The sequence below is a fragment of the Nevskia sp. genome, assembly GCF_021732705.1.
Classification (GTDB): Bacteria; Pseudomonadota; Gammaproteobacteria; order Nevskiales; family Nevskiaceae; genus Nevskia.
Map to the genome: position 1 here is coordinate 374,151 of NZ_JAKFUM010000003.1, position 16,591 is coordinate 390,741.

Annotated in this window: 19 protein-coding genes; 13 read left to right on the forward strand and 6 right to left on the reverse strand. The window is 68.2% G+C overall.

Annotation, left to right across the window (positions count from 1 at the left end; translation table 11 throughout):
* The first annotated feature begins 3 nt into the window (after window positions 1-3).
* Genes speA through QZ951_RS04055 form a run of 3 tightly spaced genes read left to right on the forward strand, consistent with a single transcriptional unit; the run spans window position 4 to window position 2,835 of the window.
* Window positions 4-1,899: a biosynthetic arginine decarboxylase gene (speA, locus tag QZ951_RS04045; RefSeq protein ID WP_292998800.1), complete on the forward strand. Its 1,896-nt coding sequence runs from the start codon at window positions 4-6 to the stop codon at window positions 1,897-1,899.
* A gap of 32 nt (window positions 1,900-1,931) precedes the next feature.
* Complete coding sequence (locus QZ951_RS04050; RefSeq protein WP_292998802.1) at window positions 1,932-2,441, forward strand: DinB family protein; 510 nt, start codon at window positions 1,932-1,934, stop codon at window positions 2,439-2,441.
* A 13-nt stretch (window positions 2,442-2,454) separates the two neighbouring features.
* On the forward strand, window positions 2,455-2,835 hold the full coding sequence (locus QZ951_RS04055) for a ribonuclease E inhibitor RraB (protein ID WP_292998804.1): 381 nt from the start codon (window positions 2,455-2,457) through the stop codon (window positions 2,833-2,835).
* Between the two features lie 197 nt (window positions 2,836-3,032).
* Here QZ951_RS04055 and QZ951_RS04060 read toward each other — a convergent pair whose 3' ends face one another.
* Window positions 3,033-3,935 (reverse strand): alpha/beta hydrolase, encoded by a 903-nt coding sequence (locus QZ951_RS04060; RefSeq protein ID WP_292998806.1) that lies wholly within the window; start codon window positions 3,933-3,935, stop codon window positions 3,033-3,035.
* A gap of 116 nt (window positions 3,936-4,051) precedes the next feature.
* Window positions 4,052-5,485, reverse strand: coding sequence for an argininosuccinate lyase (gene argH / locus QZ951_RS04065; RefSeq protein WP_292998808.1), 1,434 nt, complete (start codon window positions 5,483-5,485; stop codon window positions 4,052-4,054).
* Between the two features lie 227 nt (window positions 5,486-5,712).
* On the opposite strand from argH, the gene QZ951_RS04070 reads away from it, so the two are divergent.
* The 6 genes from QZ951_RS04070 to QZ951_RS04095 all read left to right on the forward strand — a co-directional run bounded on the left by QZ951_RS04070 (window position 5,713) and on the right by QZ951_RS04095 (window position 11,615).
* Window positions 5,713-6,726, forward strand: coding sequence for a histidine kinase (locus QZ951_RS04070; protein WP_292998810.1), 1,014 nt, complete (start codon window positions 5,713-5,715; stop codon window positions 6,724-6,726).
* A gap of 4 nt (window positions 6,727-6,730) precedes the next feature.
* Window positions 6,731-7,489, forward strand: coding sequence for a LytTR family DNA-binding domain-containing protein (locus tag QZ951_RS04075; RefSeq protein WP_292998812.1), 759 nt, complete (start codon window positions 6,731-6,733; stop codon window positions 7,487-7,489).
* A 163-nt stretch (window positions 7,490-7,652) separates the two neighbouring features.
* Window positions 7,653-8,570, forward strand: a complete 918-nt coding sequence (gene hemC, locus QZ951_RS04080; protein WP_292998814.1) for a hydroxymethylbilane synthase — start codon at window positions 7,653-7,655, stop codon at window positions 8,568-8,570.
* Window positions 8,563-9,357, forward strand: coding sequence for a uroporphyrinogen-III synthase (locus QZ951_RS04085; protein ID WP_292998816.1), 795 nt, complete (start codon window positions 8,563-8,565; stop codon window positions 9,355-9,357). Before hemC ends, QZ951_RS04085 begins: the two co-directional genes overlap by 8 nt.
* Window positions 9,354-10,406, forward strand: coding sequence for a uroporphyrinogen-III C-methyltransferase (locus QZ951_RS04090; RefSeq protein ID WP_292998818.1), 1,053 nt, complete (start codon window positions 9,354-9,356; stop codon window positions 10,404-10,406). Before QZ951_RS04085 ends, QZ951_RS04090 begins: the two co-directional genes overlap by 4 nt.
* A 21-nt stretch (window positions 10,407-10,427) precedes the next feature.
* Window positions 10,428-11,615 carry a heme biosynthesis HemY N-terminal domain-containing protein gene (locus QZ951_RS04095; protein ID WP_292998820.1) on the forward strand — a complete coding sequence of 396 codons (1,188 nt, stop codon included), beginning with the start codon at window positions 10,428-10,430 and terminating at the stop codon, window positions 11,613-11,615.
* A gap of 3 nt (window positions 11,616-11,618) precedes the next feature.
* On the opposite strand, the gene yrfG is transcribed toward QZ951_RS04095, so the two are convergent.
* Complete coding sequence (yrfG, locus tag QZ951_RS04100) at window positions 11,619-12,320, reverse strand: GMP/IMP nucleotidase (protein WP_292998822.1); 702 nt, start codon at window positions 12,318-12,320, stop codon at window positions 11,619-11,621.
* A gap of 36 nt (window positions 12,321-12,356) precedes the next feature.
* Here yrfG and cysQ point away from each other — a divergent pair, with 36 nt between their 5' ends.
* The 3 genes from cysQ to QZ951_RS04115 all read left to right on the forward strand — a co-directional run bounded on the left by cysQ (window position 12,357) and on the right by QZ951_RS04115 (window position 14,568).
* Window positions 12,357-13,166 (forward strand): 3'(2'),5'-bisphosphate nucleotidase CysQ, encoded by an 810-nt coding sequence (gene cysQ, locus QZ951_RS04105; protein ID WP_292998824.1) that lies wholly within the window; start codon window positions 12,357-12,359, stop codon window positions 13,164-13,166.
* Between the two features lie 5 nt (window positions 13,167-13,171).
* The gene (locus tag QZ951_RS04110) at window positions 13,172-13,732 is read left to right on the forward strand and encodes a M15 family metallopeptidase (RefSeq protein WP_292998826.1); all 561 of its coding nucleotides are present in this window, start codon (window positions 13,172-13,174) and stop codon (window positions 13,730-13,732) included.
* An 83-nt stretch (window positions 13,733-13,815) separates the two neighbouring features.
* Entirely contained in the window at window positions 13,816-14,568 is a 753-nt protein-coding gene (locus QZ951_RS04115; RefSeq protein WP_292998828.1) for a hypothetical protein, read from the forward strand.
* A gap of 7 nt (window positions 14,569-14,575) precedes the next feature.
* Here QZ951_RS04115 and QZ951_RS04120 read toward each other — a convergent pair whose 3' ends face one another.
* Window positions 14,576-14,824 carry a GlsB/YeaQ/YmgE family stress response membrane protein gene (locus QZ951_RS04120; RefSeq protein WP_292998830.1) on the reverse strand — a complete coding sequence of 83 codons (249 nt, stop codon included), beginning with the start codon at window positions 14,822-14,824 and terminating at the stop codon, window positions 14,576-14,578.
* Between the two features lie 89 nt (window positions 14,825-14,913).
* A complete protein-coding gene (locus QZ951_RS04125; RefSeq protein WP_292998832.1) occupies window positions 14,914-15,441 on the reverse strand; it encodes a DUF4440 domain-containing protein in 528 nt (175 codons plus the stop codon).
* 220 nt (window positions 15,442-15,661) lie between these two features.
* On the opposite strand from QZ951_RS04125, the gene QZ951_RS04130 reads away from it, so the two are divergent.
* Window positions 15,662-15,997 carry a hypothetical protein gene (locus QZ951_RS04130; RefSeq protein ID WP_292998834.1) on the forward strand — a complete coding sequence of 112 codons (336 nt, stop codon included), beginning with the start codon at window positions 15,662-15,664 and terminating at the stop codon, window positions 15,995-15,997.
* Here the strand turns inward: QZ951_RS04130 and QZ951_RS04135 are convergent.
* Window positions 15,979-16,482, reverse strand: a complete 504-nt coding sequence (locus tag QZ951_RS04135) for a hypothetical protein (RefSeq protein WP_366943797.1) — start codon at window positions 16,480-16,482, stop codon at window positions 15,979-15,981. The two genes, QZ951_RS04130 and QZ951_RS04135, sit on opposite strands and share 19 nt — an antisense overlap.
* Window positions 16,483-16,591 lie beyond the last annotated feature (109 nt).

Sequence of the window (16,591 nt, forward strand, 5' to 3'; positions counted from 1 at the left end):
CGCATGAACAAGCCCGTCTCGCCCCCGATCTGGAACGCATCGAGTTCCGTCGATCTCTACAACATCGATCACTGGGGCGACGGCTACTTCGATGTCAACGAGGCCGGCAACCTGATCGTTCGCCCGAACGGCAGCCACGGCAAGGTCACGATCGACCTGCACGAACTCGCCCGGCAGCTGCCGCGCGAAGGGCTGGAACTGCCCGTGCTGGTGCGCTTCACCGACATCCTGCACGACCGGGTCGATGTGCTGACCAGCGCCTTCGCGCAGGTGATCGAGGAGCAGCACTACGGCGGCCGCTACACCGCGGTCTACCCGATCAAGGTCAACCAGCAGGAATCGGTGGTGAAGGCGATCGTCGCGCACGGCGGCACGCGCGTCGGCCTCGAAGCCGGTTCCAAGCCGGAACTCGCGGCCGTGCTCGGTCTGGCTCCGGCGGGCAGCGTCATCGTCTGCAACGGCTACAAGGATCGCGGCTACATCCGCCGGGCGCTGATCGGCGCCAAGCTCGGCCACACGGTCTACATCGTCGTCGAGAAGCTGTCGGAACTGCCGCTGGTGCTGGCCGAATCGCACGCACTCGATGTCGCGCCGATCATCGGCCTGCGCGTGCGGCTGTCGGCGGTGTCGGAATCGACCCAGCAGAACACCGGCGGCGAAAAGTCCAAGTTCGGCCTGACCACGCCGCAGGTGCTCGAAGCGGTGGAGATGATGCGGGCCGCCGGCCGGCTCGATGCCATCCGCATGGTGCATTTCCACCTCGGCTCGCAGGTCGCCAACGTGCAGGACGTGGCGCGCGGCATGCGCGAGGCCTCGCGCTACTACGTGGAACTGCGCAAGCTCGGTGCGCCGGTCGATACGGTCGATGTCGGCGGCGGTCTCGGTGTCGACTACGAAGGCACGCGCAGCCGCAGCTACTGCTCGATGAACTACTCGGTGCGCGAGTACGCCCGCAACATCATCCGCACCCTGGCCGAGGTCTGCGCCGCCGCCGGCGAGCCGCAGCCGAACCTGATCTCGGAATCCGGCCGGGCGCTGACGGCGCACCATGCGGTGCTGATCACTTCGGTGGTCGATTCCGAAGTGGCGCCCAGTGCCGCGCTCGAAGCGCCGCACCCGGACGCCCAGGCCGCGCTGCATGCGCTGCACGCGCTGCCGCAGCAAATCGCGTCCGATGGGCCGATCGAATGCCTGCACGACGCCGCGAACTACCTGACCGACGCCCAGACCCAGTACACGTTGGGCCTGATTCCGCTGCGTGACCGGGCCTACGCCGAGCGTGCGTACTACGCGGTGGCGCGCGCGGTGCTGCCGCATCTGGACCCGACGATCCGCGCCGAGCGCGAAGCGATCGACGAACTGCGCGAAAAGCTGTCGGCCAAGTATTTCTGCAACTTCTCGGTGTTCCAGTCGGTGCCGGATGCCTGGGCGATCGATCAGGTGTTCCCGATCGTGCCGATCCACCGGCTGAACGAGCGCCCGAGCATCCGCGGTCGCCTGTGCGACCTGACCTGCGACTCCGATGGCCGGCTCGACCTGTATGTCGACCGCGAAGGGGTGGTCTCGACGCTCGCGCTGCACGAGCTGAAGGACGACGAGCCGTACCTGCTCGCGTTCTTCATGGTCGGCGCGTATCAGGAAATCCTCGGCGACATGCACAACCTGTTCGGCGATACCAACGCCGTCAACGTCGTGGTCGACGGCGACGGCTGGAAGCTCGAAGGCGCCGAGCACGGCGACCGCACCGACGAGCTGCTGCGCTACGTCCATCTGGCCCCGGAAGAACTGGCGCAGAGCTATCGCCGCAAGTTCGCGGCGACCGATCTGCCGGCCGCGACGAAAAGCGCCTTGCTGGCCGAGCTTGAGGCGGGCCTGAGCGGTTACACCTATCTGAGCTGAGTCGTACCGAACCCGACGAGGGAAGGACCCCGATGATCGACGCCGAATACGCCGGGCTGATGGCCCGTTACAACCAGTGGATGAACCGCAAGCTGTACGCGGCCTGCGCGACCTTGAGCGATGCCGAGCGCCGGGCCGACCGCGGCGCATTCTTCAAGTCGATCCACGGCACGCTGAATCACCTGATGTTCGCCGACGAGGCCTGGCTGCGGCGCTTCAGCGGCCGCTCACTGGACGGTCTCGCGATCGGCGTCGAGCTGTTTCCGGATTTCGAAGCGATGCGCGCCCGGCGCGAGACCCTCGATGAGGATCTGATCGTGCTGGCCGCGTCGTTCACGCCGGCATGGCTGGCCGCCGATTTCAGCTTCCACAGCATGGGCCTCGGCAAGACCTTCACCCGCCCGGCATGGACGCTGGTCACGCACCTGTTCAATCACCAGACCCATCATCGCGGTCAGCTGACGACACTGATGACACAGGTCGGGCTGGAAGTCGGGCTGACCGATCTCGCGGCGATGCCGGGGTTGGCCGAGCCGGTTTGAGAGGACGACAGCGATGATCTTCGGTATTGCGATCGCGATTCTCGGCGTAGGTGCTCTTGGGTACTGGTGGGAAAACCAGATGTTTTTCGCGGGCACCGACATCGCGCTGGAATGGTTCAAGACCTACGAGTTTTCGTTTTCTGCGGCGTTTCGTTCGAGTGACGGGGCTCAAAAAGCGCTTTCTGCCAAGGTTGCGGACGGCTTGACCGCAAAACTGAAGGAACCCGGCGAATTCAACAAGAACTGGCATGTTTCCTGGGTTATCGAGGCCAAACCGAGGCGACTTCGCATTGCCAAGCTCCAGGCCGCTCTGGACGCTGTTGCTCAAGCCCATGACTGCCTCGGCGGCGGCGTCATGCTGTCTTTCGGCGTACCGCGCACGCCGGTCATCTAGTGGCGCAGCGTGGCCAGCGGGACCAGCGAAAGCGCATCCGCGAATGGGTCGACCCTCGATGGTGGATGCGCTGACGCTTATTCACGCTGCGGTGGCTGGATTGAGCGATGTGCGTAGGGTGTGCCGGCTTCGTCGGCGCATCGTATTCGCGGCACTTCAAACCACTGCGCAGGGTGGGCTTACGGCCACCCGGTGACTCAGGCCGCCCGCAGAAACCGATCGAACTCGGCGACGAAGCGCAGCGGCGCCTCGTACGGAATCACGTGGCCGGACTTCGGGAATTCGATGAGCCTCGCGTGCGGCACCAGATCGCCGAGCAGGCGCTGGCCTTCGGCGGGATACATCGCCGAGCGGCCGCCGATCATCACCGTCATCGGCTGTGTCATCTGCTTCAGCGAATCGCGCCAGTCGAAGCCGTCACGCAGATACGAGCGCAACGAGTCGAGATAGACCGTCCAGTTGGTCGTCGGCACGAGGCGCTTGGCCAGCAGGTCATGCCGGGTCAGACGCGCCGCACGGCGCCAGCCGCGCTGACTGAATGCGAAGCCGAGGAACTCGGCGAGCAGGCCCCAGAAGCGCTGGCGCAGATGGCCCGGCAGGCGCTCGAACGGCAGGTCGCGATAAACCTCCAGCCGCTGCAGCAGATCGCCCCAGTCGGCGAGCCGCTCGGCCTGCACCGGCCCGAGCACGCCGTGCGACCAGTCGTCGCCATTGAGAATGCGCGGGGCCTGATCGATGTGCAGATAGCTGTGCACGCGGCCGAAACCGTAGCGCGCGTGGTAGTCCATCGCGGTGCAGGCACCCATCGACAGGCCGGCCAGACGGACCTGTTCCAGCCCGAGCGCCTCGATCAGGTCGGCCACGTCATCGGCATGCTGGTGGATCAGGTTCGACGTGGTGATCCGCAGGCCGTGCGAGCCGCCGAAGCCGCGCAGGTCCGGCAGGATGAAGCGCTGCTTGACCAGCAGGGGCGCGATCACCGGCAGCCACAGCGCGCCATGCATGCCGAAACCGTGCAGCAGCACGCAGGCCGGACCAGCGCGGCGGCCGACGTCGAGATAGTGCAGGCGAGCGCCGTCGCGCGTGGTCAGGTGGGGCATGGTGGGCAGGGCAGGCGGGAAGCGGGATCGAACAGTGCAGCGGCGTCGCGCCCGCGCGCTGCATGGCCCGACCGGCGGATCGGGCCGCGCCGCGAAACGGCGGGAACGGCGAAAGGTCAGCGTGCGGCGCGGGCGCCTGCTCGGGCTCTGGCAATCGCGGCGCGTACCTGGGCCGGCGCGGTGCCGCCCCAGTGGTTGCGACCGTTGACCGAGCCGTCCAGCGTCAGCACGTCGAAGACATCGGCGTCGATCAGGCTGGAGAAGCCGCGCAGCTCGTCGAGGCTCAGCTCGGACAGATCGACGCCGCGCGCCACGGCATGGCCGACGGCGGCGCCGACCGCATGGTGGGCATCGCGGAACGGCAGGCCGCGCTTGACCAGATAGTCGGCCAGGTCGGTCGCGGTCGAATAGCCCTTGAACGCGGCGGCGCGGCAGGTGGCACGCTCCACCGTCACGTTCGGCAGCATGGCCGCGAACAGCCGCAACGACGCCGACACCGTGTCGTGGGCATCGAACAGCGGTGGCTTGTCTTCCTGATTGTCGCGGTTGTAGGCCAGCGGCTGGCCCTTCATCAGCACCAGCAGGGCATTGAGATCGCCGACGACGCGGCCGGTCTTGCCGCGGACCAGTTCCGGCACGTCCGGATTCTTCTTCTGCGGCATGATCGACGAGCCGGTACAGAAGCGGTCCGGCAGCTTCACGAAGCCGAACATCGGCGTGCACCAGAGGATCAGTTCCTCGCTCCAGCGCGACAGGTGGATCATCGTCAGGGTGCAGGCGCTGACGAATTCGATCGCGAAGTCGCGGTCGCTGACGGCGTCCAGCGAGTTCTCGCTGACCGCGTCGAAGCCGAGCTGTTCGGCAACGAAATGGCGATCGATCGGATAAACCGTGCCGGCCAGCGCGGCGCTGCCGAGCGGCAGCACGTTGGCGCGCTTGCGGGCATCCAGCAGGCGCGCGCGGTCGCGCAGGGTCTGCTCGCGCCAGGCCAGCATGTGGTGGCCGAACGTCACCGGCTGGGCGATCTGCAGGTGGGTGAAGCCCGGCATGATGGTGTCGGCCTCGCGTTCGGCGAGGTCCAGCAGCACGTCGCCGAGCGCGGTCAGCAGGTCGGCCAGTTCGTCGATGGCGTCGCGCACGTACAGGCGCAGGTCGGTGGCGACCTGGTCGTTGCGGCTGCGCGCGGTGTGCAGGCGCTTGCCGGCATCGCCGATCAGCGCCGTCAGCCGCGACTCGATGTTCATGTGTACATCTTCGAGCGCGAGCTGCCAGCGGAACTCGCCGCGCTCGATTTCGCCGCGGATCTGGCTCAGGCCGCCGACGATGGCGTCGACATCCGCCGGCGTCAGCACGCCGACCTTGCCGAGCATCCGCGCGTGTGCCGTGCTGCCGGCGATGTCCTGCCGCCACAGGCGCTGATCGAAGCTGACCGATTCCGAGAACGCCTCGACCAGGGCGTCCGTCCCTTCGGCGAAGCGGCCGCCCCAGAGCTTGGCGGACGGATTGGAGACGGCGGCGGACGGCGGGTGCAGCGGGTCGGCAGGGGTCATGTTTGTGAAATCGTCGGGGTTTGGCAGCCACGGGAAACGGCGGTCGTCGCCCCGCTGTGAAGCCGGTCGCAGAATCAAAGTCGAAAGTATTGTACTGCGGCTCGCCATAGCCCCGAGACTTCCGCTAGGTTCGCAAGATGAAGCGTTTCGAGGTTGCCGCACGGTCGGAAAACAGCCCCATCCCGGAATTTTGTCGGGCCCCCCAGCTATTGACGCTGGTGTATGTCATGGCGCTGATCGCGATGGTGCTGACCCTCGCCGGGACGGCGACCGGGGAAGCGGCGCTGAAGCAGTTGCTGTTGCTGTCGATCTACCTCCAATGGATTGGGCTGTGCGGGGCCGGCGTGCTGTGCGCCGCGCGTCGCTGGTTGAAGCCGGCTCGTGCCGGCGTTCTGTTCTTCGTCTGCTGGGGGTTACTGGTGCTGGTGACGTTCCTCGTCAGTTCCGCTGCGTGGATGCTCAACGCGCAACTGTCGTTCGGGTTGATGCCCGGCGTGGAACTGTGGTCGTTCGTCGCCCGCAACGTCTGCATCGCCGGCATCGTCGCCCTGCTGCTGCTGCGCTACCTGTGGGAGCGCCACCAGTGGCAGGAGGAATCGCGCGCCGAGGCCGATGGCCGCTATCTGGCGCTGCAGGCCCGCATCCGCCCGCACTTCCTGTTCAACGCGCTGAACTCGCTGGCCGAGCTGATTCCGTCGAAGCCGGAACTCGCCGAGGAAATGGTCATCGACCTGTCGGACCTGTTCCGCGTCAGCCTCGATTCGCGCCAGCGGCTGATTCCGCTGCGCGAGGAGATCGAGATCGTCAAGGGCTACATGCGGATCGAGGAGATCCGGCTCGGCGACAAGCTGCTCGTCAACTGGGAAGTGGCCGAGAACACGCTCGATGCCCAGGTGCCGCGCCTGACGGTGCAGCCGCTGATCGAGAACGGCGTGCTGCACGGGGTGTCGCGCCTGCGCGCCCGCGGCATGCTGCATGTCATCGCCCGGCGCGAGGGCGATTTCCTGATCGTCGACGTCGAGAACCCGATTCCGCCCGAGGAAGCGCCGAAGCGCGCGGGTACGGGAACTGCAATCAACAACATCGCGCAGCGCATCAAGCTGATCTACGGCGATCGCGCCAAGCTCATTCTCGGCGAAGACCGGGACGAGTTCGGCCCGCTGTTCAGAGCGCGCCTGCGCCTGCCCTACGTCATTCATAGCGGCGCGGAAATCAACGCGCCCATCGCCCAGGAGGAGTAAAGCAATGAGAGTCGTGATCGTCGATGACGAGCCGCTGGCCCGTGAGCGTCTGGAACGCCTGATTGCCGAGTTTCCGGGCTACGAGATCGTCGGCAAGGCCGGCGACGGCGAGGCGGCGATCGATCTGATCCGCGAGGAAGAGCCGGACGTGGTGCTGCTCGACGTCCGCATGGGCATGGTCGACGGCCTGCAGGTGGCGCGCGCGATCAAGGAAGAGGACATGCCGCCGGCGATCATCTTCATCACCGCCTACCCGGAGCACGCGCTGAGCGCGTTCGATGCCCAGGGCGACGCCTACCTGCTGAAGCCGGTGCGCAAGGAAAAGCTGCGCGAGGCGCTGCAGCGCGTCAGAAAACTGTCGCGCGCGCAGAAGCCGACGATCGCGCTGCCGGGCACCAAGCCGGCCCGCGAGTTCGTGCTGGCGACGACCCGCGAAGGTCTGGTCCGTGTGCCGGCCGAAGACATCGTCTATTTCCTCGCCGACCAGAAATACACCACCGTCTGCCATCTGCACGGCGAAGTGCTGATCGAGGAATCACTGAAGACGCTGGAAGACGATTTCTCGCCGTGGTTCCTGCGCGTGCACCGCAAGGCGCTGGTCGCGACCCGCTTCATCGCCGGACTGGAGCGCGGCAAGGGCGACGAGTCGCAGCACTGGCTGAAGGTGCGGCACGCCGCGACCCTGCTGCCGGTGAGCCGCCGCCGTCTGGCCGAAGTGCGCCGCTTCCTGACCGACGACGGCAGCGACAAGACGCTCGACTGACGCATCCTCCGCCGCGAGCCGCGCCGCCGCCGAGGCTTCCGGCGGCGGCGTTGTCGTGTCCGGCGTCCGTAATGTCGATTTCCGCAGCCGCGACAAGACAAATTGCTGCGCTTTGTCCGACACTAGCCGCCTTGTCCAGTCGATCTGACACGCCGCGCTGCCCATGAGAATTGCCACTCGCGAAAGCCCGCTTGCCCTGTGGCAGGCCGAACACGTCAAGGCGCTGCTGGAGTCGACCCATCCGGGCCACGCTGTGAGCCTGGTGCCGATGACGACGCAGGGCGATCAGCTGCTCGACCGCAGCCTCGCGACCGTCGGCGGCAAGGGCCTGTTCGTCAAGGAACTGGAATCGGCGATGCTCGAGGGCCGCGCCGACATCGCCGTGCATTCGATGAAGGACGTGCCGGCGGTGTTGCCGGATGGCCTGATCCTGACCGCCTTCCTCGCCGGCGAAGACCCGCGCGATGCCTTTGTCTCCAATCGCTACGCCAGCCTCGATGAACTGCCGCACGGTGCCGTGGTGGGCACCGCGAGCCTGCGGCGTCAGGCACAGCTGCGCGGCCTGCGGCCGGATCTGGTGGTGAAGGAGTTGCGCGGCAACGTCAACACCCGCCTGCGCAAGCTCGACGAAGGCCAGTACGACGCGATCCTGCTTGCCGCCGCCGGGCTGATGCGCCTCGGCATGCACGATCGGATCAAGGAGCGCTTCGATGTCGCCCGCTTCGTGCCGGCCTGCGCGCAGGGCGTGGTCGGCATCGAATGTCGGGCCGACGACGCGGCCACCCGAGCGCTGCTGGCGCCGCTGCACGATCCGTATTCGGCCACGCGCCTGGCCGCCGAGCGCAGCCTCAACGCCCGGCTCGGCGGCGCCTGCACGGTGCCGGTGGCCGGTCACGCCGTGATCCGCGATGGCCGCCTGCAGTTGACCGGCCTCGTCGCCGCACCCGATGCCAGCCGCTGCGTGCGCGACGCCATCGAAGGCGATGCCGCGGACGCCACCGCGCTCGGCCGCGAGCTGGCCGAACGCCTGCTCGCCGGCGGCGCGCGCGAGATTCTGGCCACGCTCGGCATCCATGCCTGACGTCGCGCCCGCCGCGCGGCTGGACGGCTTCACCGTCCTCGTCGCCCGGCCGGCGCAGCAGGCGGATGCGCTGTGCGCGCTGATCGAGGCGCACGGCGGCCGCGTGATCCGGCTTCCGATGATCGAGATCGCCCCGGTCGCCGATCCCGCCGCCGCGGCGGCGACGCTGGCCGCCGCCCGCAAGCACGACCGCTGGCTGTTCACCAGCACCAACGCCGTGCGGTACGCCGCCGACTTGCTCGCGCCGCCGTGGCCCGCCTGTGCCGCGGTCGGCCAGGCCACCGCGGCCGCCCTGCAGGCACTGGGCGGCCGTGACGTGCTGGTGCCGGAGGCCGGCGATGGTGCGCAGGCGCTACTGCAGCATCCTGCGCTGCAGCGCATCGACGGCCAGCGGCACCTGATCGTCACTGGCGAGCAGACCCTGCCCGATCTCGAAGCGGGATTGCGCGCGCGCGGTGCGCAGGTCGCGGTGCTGGCGGTCTACCGCCGGATACCGGTCGCCCATGACCCGGCGACCGTTGTCGCGGCGCTTGAACAGGCCGATCTCGCGGTGATTCCGAGTGGCGAAGCGCTGCGGCAACTGCTGGCGCTGACCCCGTCCGCCGCACGTGCCCGGCTGCGGGCGCTGCAACTGGCCGTGCCGTCGCCGCGTGTGGTAGAAACTGCGCGGGACGCAGGCTTCATCGGCACGCCGCTGCTGCCGCACCGGGTCAGCGATTCGGCCTATCTTGATCTGATCCTGCAGTTTTCTGGCGCCAACGCCCGCCAACGCCCCCGAACCGTATGACCGAATACGAAGTCCCCGAACGCGTCGAGCCCCGGCGATCGCTGTGGCCGGTGCTGCTCAGCCTCGTGGTGCTGGCGGCACTCGCTGCCGGCGGCTACGGCGGCTGGAAGCTGTGGCAGGCACGGGTGCAGACCGAGGACATCGTCGCCGCGCAGGACACGTTGCTGCGTCGGCTGAGCCGCCAGCTCGGCGACGCCAACGCCGAGATCCAGTCGCTGCGCCAGCGTCAGAACGACATCGCCGAATCCGCCCGCCGCAACACTGACGTGCTCGGCTCGCTGGCCGACCGCGCCGACGATCTCGACGCCACCGTCGGCCGGATCAACGCCACCCTGCAGGGCGGCCGCGGCCGCGCGCAGCTGGTGGCGGTCGAGCAGTTGCTGCTGATCGCCAACGAGCGCGCGCGGCTGTCGAACGATGTGGTCGGCGCGATCGATGCGCTGACCCTGGCGCAGGAGCGCCTCGGCGCGCTGGCCGAGCCGAAGCTGTTCGCGATCCGCGAAGCGCTCGCGGCCGAGCGCACCGCGCTGCAGGCGCTGCCGAAGGTCGATGTCGAGGACGCCGCGCTGACCCTAAGCGGCCTGATCCGCCGCGCGCCGCAGCTGCCGCAGCGGTCGCGGGCGCCGCATCACGCATCGGTGGTCGATGCCGAGCCGTCGCGCGATCTGAAGCCGGATCGCGGCGCGTGGGCGCGCGGCATCGATTCGCTGCGCGAGGTGCTCGGTGCCGTGTTCATCGTCCGCCGCACCGACAAGCCGGTCGATCGCCTGCTGCCGCCGGAGCAGGAGTCGCTGGTCGGCCAACTGCTGCTGCTGAAGCTGGAAACCGCGCGCGCGGCGCTGCTGTCACGCAACACCGCAACGCTTCGCGCCACGGTCGAAGATGCCGAAGCCTTCCTCGACCTCTATTACCGCAGCGACGATGCCGCCGTGCTCGGCGCCCGCGCCGAACTCGATCGTCTGCTGACGCTAGAGCTGAGCGCCAAGCTGCCGGACCTGAGCCGCAGTCTGGGTCTGCTGCGCGCGTATCTCGATGCCAACCCTCGCTGATCGAACCCGGCACGACCGCCCGTGATCGTCGTCTATCTGGTGCTGCTCGTCGTCTTCGCCGGAGGTCTCGGCGCGATCCTGCTGCTGCGGCCGGATACCGGCTACGTGCTGATCAACTACGGGCCGTGGGTGGTCGAGACCTCGCTGGCCGTGCTGGTGTTCGGCGTGGCGCTGTGGTTCCTCGTGGTCTATCTCGTGCTGCGCCTGTCCGGCTTCGCCATCCGCCTGCCGACGACGCTGCGCGAAGCCTTCGATCAGCGTCGGGCCGATCGCGCCCGCGATGCCTTCGAGAACGGACTGCTGGCCCTGTTCGAGGGCAACTGGGCCCGCGCCGAAAGCGAGCTGATCAAGCGCGCCAGCGATCACCACGCGCCGCACCTGAACTATCTGGCCGCTGCCCGTGCGGCGCAGCGCCAGTCCGCGACCGATCGCCGCGATCACTATCTGCGGCTGGCGGCCCTGAACCGTCCCGAACACGAGTTCGCCACCCTGCTGTCGCAGGCCGATCTGCAGCGCAAGCGCGGCGAGTTCGAGGCGACCAAGCTCACCGCGCTGAAGCTGCGCGAGAAGGACCCGGCGCATCCGTTCGCCATCGAGCTGCTGGCCGAGAGCTACGCCGCGCTCGGTGACTGGGCCGCCTTGCGCAAGCTGCTGATCGATACCGCCGCGCAGGGCGTCATCGCCACCAGCCGGCGCGACCAGCTGATGAGCCGCGCGATCCGCGAACTGATGCAGCAGGCGATCGCCGAGGCCGCGCTGCCGACCCTGAAATCACTGTGGGAAGCGGCCGGCGCGCTGCGCGACGATCGCGACGTGCGCCGCACCTACGCTCGCGGCCTCGCCCGGCTGAATGCCGATTCCGAAGCGATGGCGCTGATCGCGCAGGCGCTGTCGGTGGACTGGGATGCCGAGCTGGCGCTGCTGTACGGCGACCTGCACGCGAACGACCCGATCAGCCAGCTCGCGACGGTCGAGCAGTGGTTCAGCATCTACGGCGAGAAGGCCGAGCTGCTGCAGGTCGCCGGTCATGTCTGCCTCGCGAACCGCCTGTGGGGCAAGGCTCGCAGCTATCTCGAAGCGGTGATCGCGACGGCGCCGACGCCGAAGGCTTACCTCGATCTGGCCCGGCTCTGCGCCGACACCCAGCAGCCGGAAGAAGCGGCGCGCCACTACCGGCTGGGTCTGGAACTCGCCGCCGGCAATCGCTGAATCTCAGCGACCTGCGGCGATGCACGGGTGCTTCGGCAGCGGCGGGTGCAGCAGGTCCGGCAGTCGGTCCACGGCGCTGAATTCGTCGATCACGCGCGGCGCCTGGGTCGAATCTGGATGGCGGATCGCCACCACTTCGCGGATGCCGTAGTGCTTCGCCGCGCGCAGCACCGGCAGGCTGTCGTCGGCAAACAGGGTGCGCGACGGGTCGAACGGATGGGCGTCGACCAGCGCCGGCCAGAAGCGCGCATCTTCCTTCGGCATGCCGAAATCGTGCGACGAGATCACCCGCTCGAAATGGCGGCCGATGCCGGTTTCCTCGAGCTTCACGGTCCAGCTGCCCGGATGGGCGTTGGTGACGAGCCACAGCGGCCGGCCGCTGTCGCGCACGGCTTCGAGGAACTCGTGGCTGCCGGGCAGCGGGCGCATGCCGGCCCGCAGCTCGGTCTTCATCGCGATGATGTCGAGCCCGGTGAACTGGCTCCAGTAGTCGAGGCAGTACCAGTTCAGGGTGCCCTGCGTCGCGCGGAACTCGGGCACCAGCCGCGCCAGCGATTCGTCCAGCGACAGCCCATGACGCGCGGCATAGCGTTGCGGCAGCAGTTCCAGCCAGAAATGGTTGTCGAACGACAGGTCGAGGACCGTGCCGTCCATGTCCAGCAGCACCTGGTCGATCTGCGACCAGTCGATGTTCAAGGCAGTCATGTCGCTATGATACCGACAGCCTCCATCACCCCCGCCATGACTTCCGAACGCCCCGTTTCCGCTGAACTGCTCGACGCCGTGCTCGCCATCGCCATCAAGGCCGGCGACGCGATCATGGAGGTCTACGAATCCGATTTCGCGGTGGCGACCAAGGACGACACCTCGCCGCTGACGCAGGCCGACCTGCGCGCTCACCACACGATCATCGACGCGCTGGCGCTGCTGACGCCGGAGATTCCGTGCCTGTCCGAGGAATCCGCCGCGATCGACTTCGCCACGCGCAGTGCGTGGACCCGCTACTGGCTGATCGATCCGCTCGACGGCACCAAGGAGTTCGTCAAGCGCAACGGCGATTTCACCGTCAACATCGCGCTGATCGATCGTCACGACGCCGTGCTCGGCGTGGTTCATGTGCCGGTGGCGAAGTCCAGCTACATCGCCGCACGCGGCCTCGGCGCGTTCGTCGTGCGTGACGGCCAGCGCCAACCGATCGCGACGCGCAAGACGCCGGACAAGCCGGCGCTGGTGGTGACCAAGTCGCACCGGGATGCGGCACTCGATGCCTTCCTCGCTCATGCGCCGGCGCACGACGAGATCAGCCGCGGCTCGTCGCTGAAGTTCTGCATGGTCGCCGAGGGTGTCGCCGACTTCTATCCGCGCACCGGTCCGACGTCCGAGTGGGACACCGCCGCTGCGCAATGCCTCGCCGAAGTCGCCGGTGCCACGGTGCTGCGCCTGCCGGACTGGCAGCCGTTGCGCTACAACACCAAGGAATCGCTGCTGAATCCGGGCTTCGTCGTGATCGGCGATCCGGCCTACGGCTGGCGCGAGCGCCTGCAGGCCTGAGCCGCATGGCGAGCCGACTGCAGGCTGCCGATCGGCGTCGCATCGCGGCGCTGTGGCAGGAACTGTCGATCGCCGCCGACGTCGTGCATGCCCGGCGTCTGCCGCTGTATGCCGAAGCGCAGCGGCTGGCGCCGATCGGGCTCGGCACGGACGGTCGCGACAAGATGCTGGTACCGGGGGCCGCAAAAGCCTGGGCATCGATGCGTGACGCCGCGGCCGGGCAGGGCGTCGAACTGCTGATGGTCTCGGCCTTCCGCAGCTTCGAGTTCCAGGCCGCGCTGATCCGGAACAAGCTGGCCAAGGGCCGGGTGATCGAAGAGATCCTGACCGTCAATGCGCCGCCCGGCTGCAGCGAGCATCACACCGGGCGCGCGGTCGACATCGGCACGTCCGGCTGTGCGCCGCTGGAAGAGGAATTCGAAACCACCGCCGCCTTCGCCTGGCTGCAGCGCCACGCCGGCGCCTTCGGATTCACCATGACTTACCCGAAAGGGAATGCCGAGGGCTATCTTTACGAGCCGTGGCACTGGTGCTGGCAGGTGCCGCGCGTGTTTCGGAGCCGCTGACCGGCGTTGCCGACGCCCCTTCGATCGGCGCGACCGACAGGCTCGATCACGTCGCCGCCAGCCTGCCGTAGCGGAGATGCCCGATGAACGTGCCGGCCCGCGGAATCGTCACCTGCTGTCTGCTCCTTGCTGTCGTCCCGCTGCCGTCGCGCGCGGCGGACGAGGTCTCGCTGCGCTTCGAAGGCTGTTCCGAGCAGACGGCGGTGCTCGGCTTCCCGGCACTGGCCTATCGATCGCTGCTGCCGCCGGGCTTCCGCTTCACCGGCCTTGGCGGCGCCGGGCTGACGGCGCTGGTGTCGGTCTCCGGTTCCACCTGCGCATCGTCGAATGGCGGCGGCCCGTCGGCAGAGCTGCTGTCGTTCGTGCAGGTGGATCCGCCGGCGGCCTATCGCGATCCGGCGATCCCGTTCTACGGCATCGCGCTGGGCGGCTATTCGAATCGCCCCGATGTCGTCACCGCGTTCGACCGGCTCGGATTCGGCGACCAGATCCGTCCGGGCGAGGTCACGGTGCGCGTGGTCGATCATCCGGCGCTGCGCGAGCGGCGCGGACAGGTCGTGGCGCGCGATGCCGACAGCCGCATCGTCACCAACACGGTCGTGTTCGGGCCGCTGGTGGCGCTGCCGGGCTCGCGCACGCGGCTGTTCGCGGTCCGCGACGGTGCCGTCGTCGCGATCGTCGATGGGGTCTACACCGCGCAGTCCGGCTTCATCGGCATCAGCACCTTCGTGCAGCAGGGCGATGGCCCGGCGCAGTTGCCGGCCGCGGTCGGCACGGCCGGACACGCCACCGGCTACGACCTCGTGATCACGCCGGTGCCGCTGCCGGTGCGATGACCCGCGATCAGCTGCCCTGCTTGCTGCGGATCGCCCCGACGACGTACAGCAGCACGATGGCGCCGATCAGCGCGCCGAGAAAGCCCGCGCCCTGTCCCGGCCGGTACAGCCCGAGCGCCTGACCGCCGTAGCTCGCGACGAACGAGCCGGCGATGCCGAGCACCGTGGTCAGGATGATGCCCATGCCGTCGTTGCCGGGCTTCAGATAGCGCGCGACGAGGCCGACGACGAAGCCGATGAACAGGGTCCAGATCATGTGACGCTCCTTGTGGCCGGTTTGGCCGTGGGACTGTAGCCGGGTTCGAGGCCGATCGGCGACCGGATCGACGTCCGGCCACGGCCGGCTCAGCGCGCCGACGACGTGTGATCGCGCGTGATCTTCCAGCCGTCCGCCGTGCGCCGGAACAGCAGCGTGAACAGGCCGTTCGGGCGATCGTTCTCGCGCGCCAGCGCCCAGCGTCCGAACGCGAGGGCCGCATCCGGGCCGGTGCTTTCGATCTCGATCTCGGTGAAGCTCAGCGTGCCCATCGCCGCGCGGTCCGGATAGCGCGTCCTGTAGCCTTCGAGCGTGGTCTGCCAGCCATGACTGACCTTGCCGCCGGATGCGAAGCGCAGGCGCTCGTCATGCCAGTAGCCGCTCATGAAGCGGTCGATGTCGCCGCGGTTCCAGGCTTCGGCCTGTGCCTGAAGCACGGCGCGGATCGCGGCTTCGCTGTCGGCGGCGGCCGGCTCGACGGCGAAACCGAGGCCTGGCAGCAGCGTGCCGAGCACGGCGGCGGCACTTCCGATGACGCCAGCGAGCACGCGACGACGGTGGGGATCGATCGGCAGCGACGCCGGCACGGCCGATTCGGGAGTCTGGTTGCGCGACATGAGGGACCGTCCGGACAAGGGTTCAGCCTGCAGCTTAGCGGCTGCTCGTCAATCACCGGGTATTCGCGTGCAGTAGCTCACAAAGCGGTTGATGGTCGCTGCGCGACTGGGACCCACATCAACAAAAAACCGCAGGTCGGACGCCAGAATCCATCCATCGCCAGTGCGCCGGCGCCAAGACCCGGCCCGGCACCGACCCCGCATTGAAAAGGTGAAGACCATGCTTCGTTCATTCATCGATTCCGACATCTACCGCGTCATGCTCGGCAGCGAGCAGCCAGAGGCGCTTTCCGACGTGTTCCTGCAGTTCGGCCTGCAGCACGAGGGGAACATCCGGCTGATGCGCCGCGACGACGGCAGCGGCGTGCACGTGGCGATGGTGCTGGTCGATGGCGACACGCTCGAGCGCATCGCGCTGAGCCAGCGGGTGATGATGATGCAGATCGACAACATCAGCGCCCGTCTCCGCGCCGTGCCGAGCCTGCCGGGCGGCGGCTCGGCCGAACGCACGCCGCGTTTCGCGCCGCTGCGGCTGCCCTACGGGGTGGCAGCCTGAGAAATTGCCGCCGCCGGCACGATCCGGCGGCCTGCGGGATCGATCCATCCGCGCGCGTGCAGCCAGCGGCGCGCGTCGTCCGAATCGCCGGCGAACCATGCGGCGGCGCTGCCGAGGATGAAGTGGTAGCCCCAGGCATCCATGTCGGCGAACACCTGCGGCCTTGAATAACCGGCCAGGTCCGACGCCAGCAGGCATTGCAGGTAGCAGACGGCGTTTTCCTCGGTGTCGGTGCCGCCAGCGTCGGTGTGCAGCACAGTCCGCCGCTCTGCATCCATGCAGATGTAGTGACTGGCCTCGTGCAGTGCGGAATGCACCGGCGTGTCCGGCCGGATCAGCAGCTCGCCACCGATCAACCCCGCTTCCGGCTCGCCCCAGTAACTGCCGGGAATCGGCGCCGCTTCCGGCAGCCAGCGCACGCTCAGCCCGTAGTCCGCCAGCAGGATCGCCAGCGCGCGCTCGGGCAGCGCATCGCAGCGCGTCACGGCAGCGCTGTCCGACGCTGCTGATCGCTCGGACGCTGGCGGGGCAATGCGGGTGTCGGCAGGCAGGGTCACGGTCGGATTAGAGCAAATTTTCCTGCGGGACCGCCCA

Coding starts and splice junctions, on each gene's coding strand:
- QZ951_RS04130 (WP_292998834.1), top strand. CDS start 15,662: ATGCTTCGTTCATTCATCGATTCCGACATCTACCGCGTCATGCTCGGC.
- QZ951_RS04110 (WP_292998826.1), top strand. CDS start 13,172: ATGGCGAGCCGACTGCAGGCTGCCGATCGGCGTCGCATCGCGGCGCTG.
- argH (WP_292998808.1), bottom strand. CDS start 5,485: ATGACCCCTGCCGACCCGCTGCACCCGCCGTCCGCCGCCGTCTCCAAT.
- QZ951_RS04055 (WP_292998804.1), top strand. CDS start 2,455: ATGATCTTCGGTATTGCGATCGCGATTCTCGGCGTAGGTGCTCTTGGG.
- QZ951_RS04085 (WP_292998816.1), top strand. CDS start 8,563: ATGCCTGACGTCGCGCCCGCCGCGCGGCTGGACGGCTTCACCGTCCTC.
- QZ951_RS04075 (WP_292998812.1), top strand. CDS start 6,731: ATGAGAGTCGTGATCGTCGATGACGAGCCGCTGGCCCGTGAGCGTCTG.
- QZ951_RS04125 (WP_292998832.1), bottom strand. CDS start 15,441: ATGTCGCGCAACCAGACTCCCGAATCGGCCGTGCCGGCGTCGCTGCCG.
- yrfG (WP_292998822.1), bottom strand. CDS start 12,320: ATGACTGCCTTGAACATCGACTGGTCGCAGATCGACCAGGTGCTGCTG.
- QZ951_RS04060 (WP_292998806.1), bottom strand. CDS start 3,935: ATGCCCCACCTGACCACGCGCGACGGCGCTCGCCTGCACTATCTCGAC.
- cysQ (WP_292998824.1), top strand. CDS start 12,357: ATGACTTCCGAACGCCCCGTTTCCGCTGAACTGCTCGACGCCGTGCTC.
- QZ951_RS04120 (WP_292998830.1), bottom strand. CDS start 14,824: ATGATCTGGACCCTGTTCATCGGCTTCGTCGTCGGCCTCGTCGCGCGC.
- QZ951_RS04070 (WP_292998810.1), top strand. CDS start 5,713: ATGGCGCTGATCGCGATGGTGCTGACCCTCGCCGGGACGGCGACCGGG.
- QZ951_RS04050 (WP_292998802.1), top strand. CDS start 1,932: ATGATCGACGCCGAATACGCCGGGCTGATGGCCCGTTACAACCAGTGG.
- speA (WP_292998800.1), top strand. CDS start 4: ATGAACAAGCCCGTCTCGCCCCCGATCTGGAACGCATCGAGTTCCGTC.
- QZ951_RS04115 (WP_292998828.1), top strand. CDS start 13,816: ATGAACGTGCCGGCCCGCGGAATCGTCACCTGCTGTCTGCTCCTTGCT.
- hemC (WP_292998814.1), top strand. CDS start 7,653: ATGAGAATTGCCACTCGCGAAAGCCCGCTTGCCCTGTGGCAGGCCGAA.
- QZ951_RS04090 (WP_292998818.1), top strand. CDS start 9,354: ATGACCGAATACGAAGTCCCCGAACGCGTCGAGCCCCGGCGATCGCTG.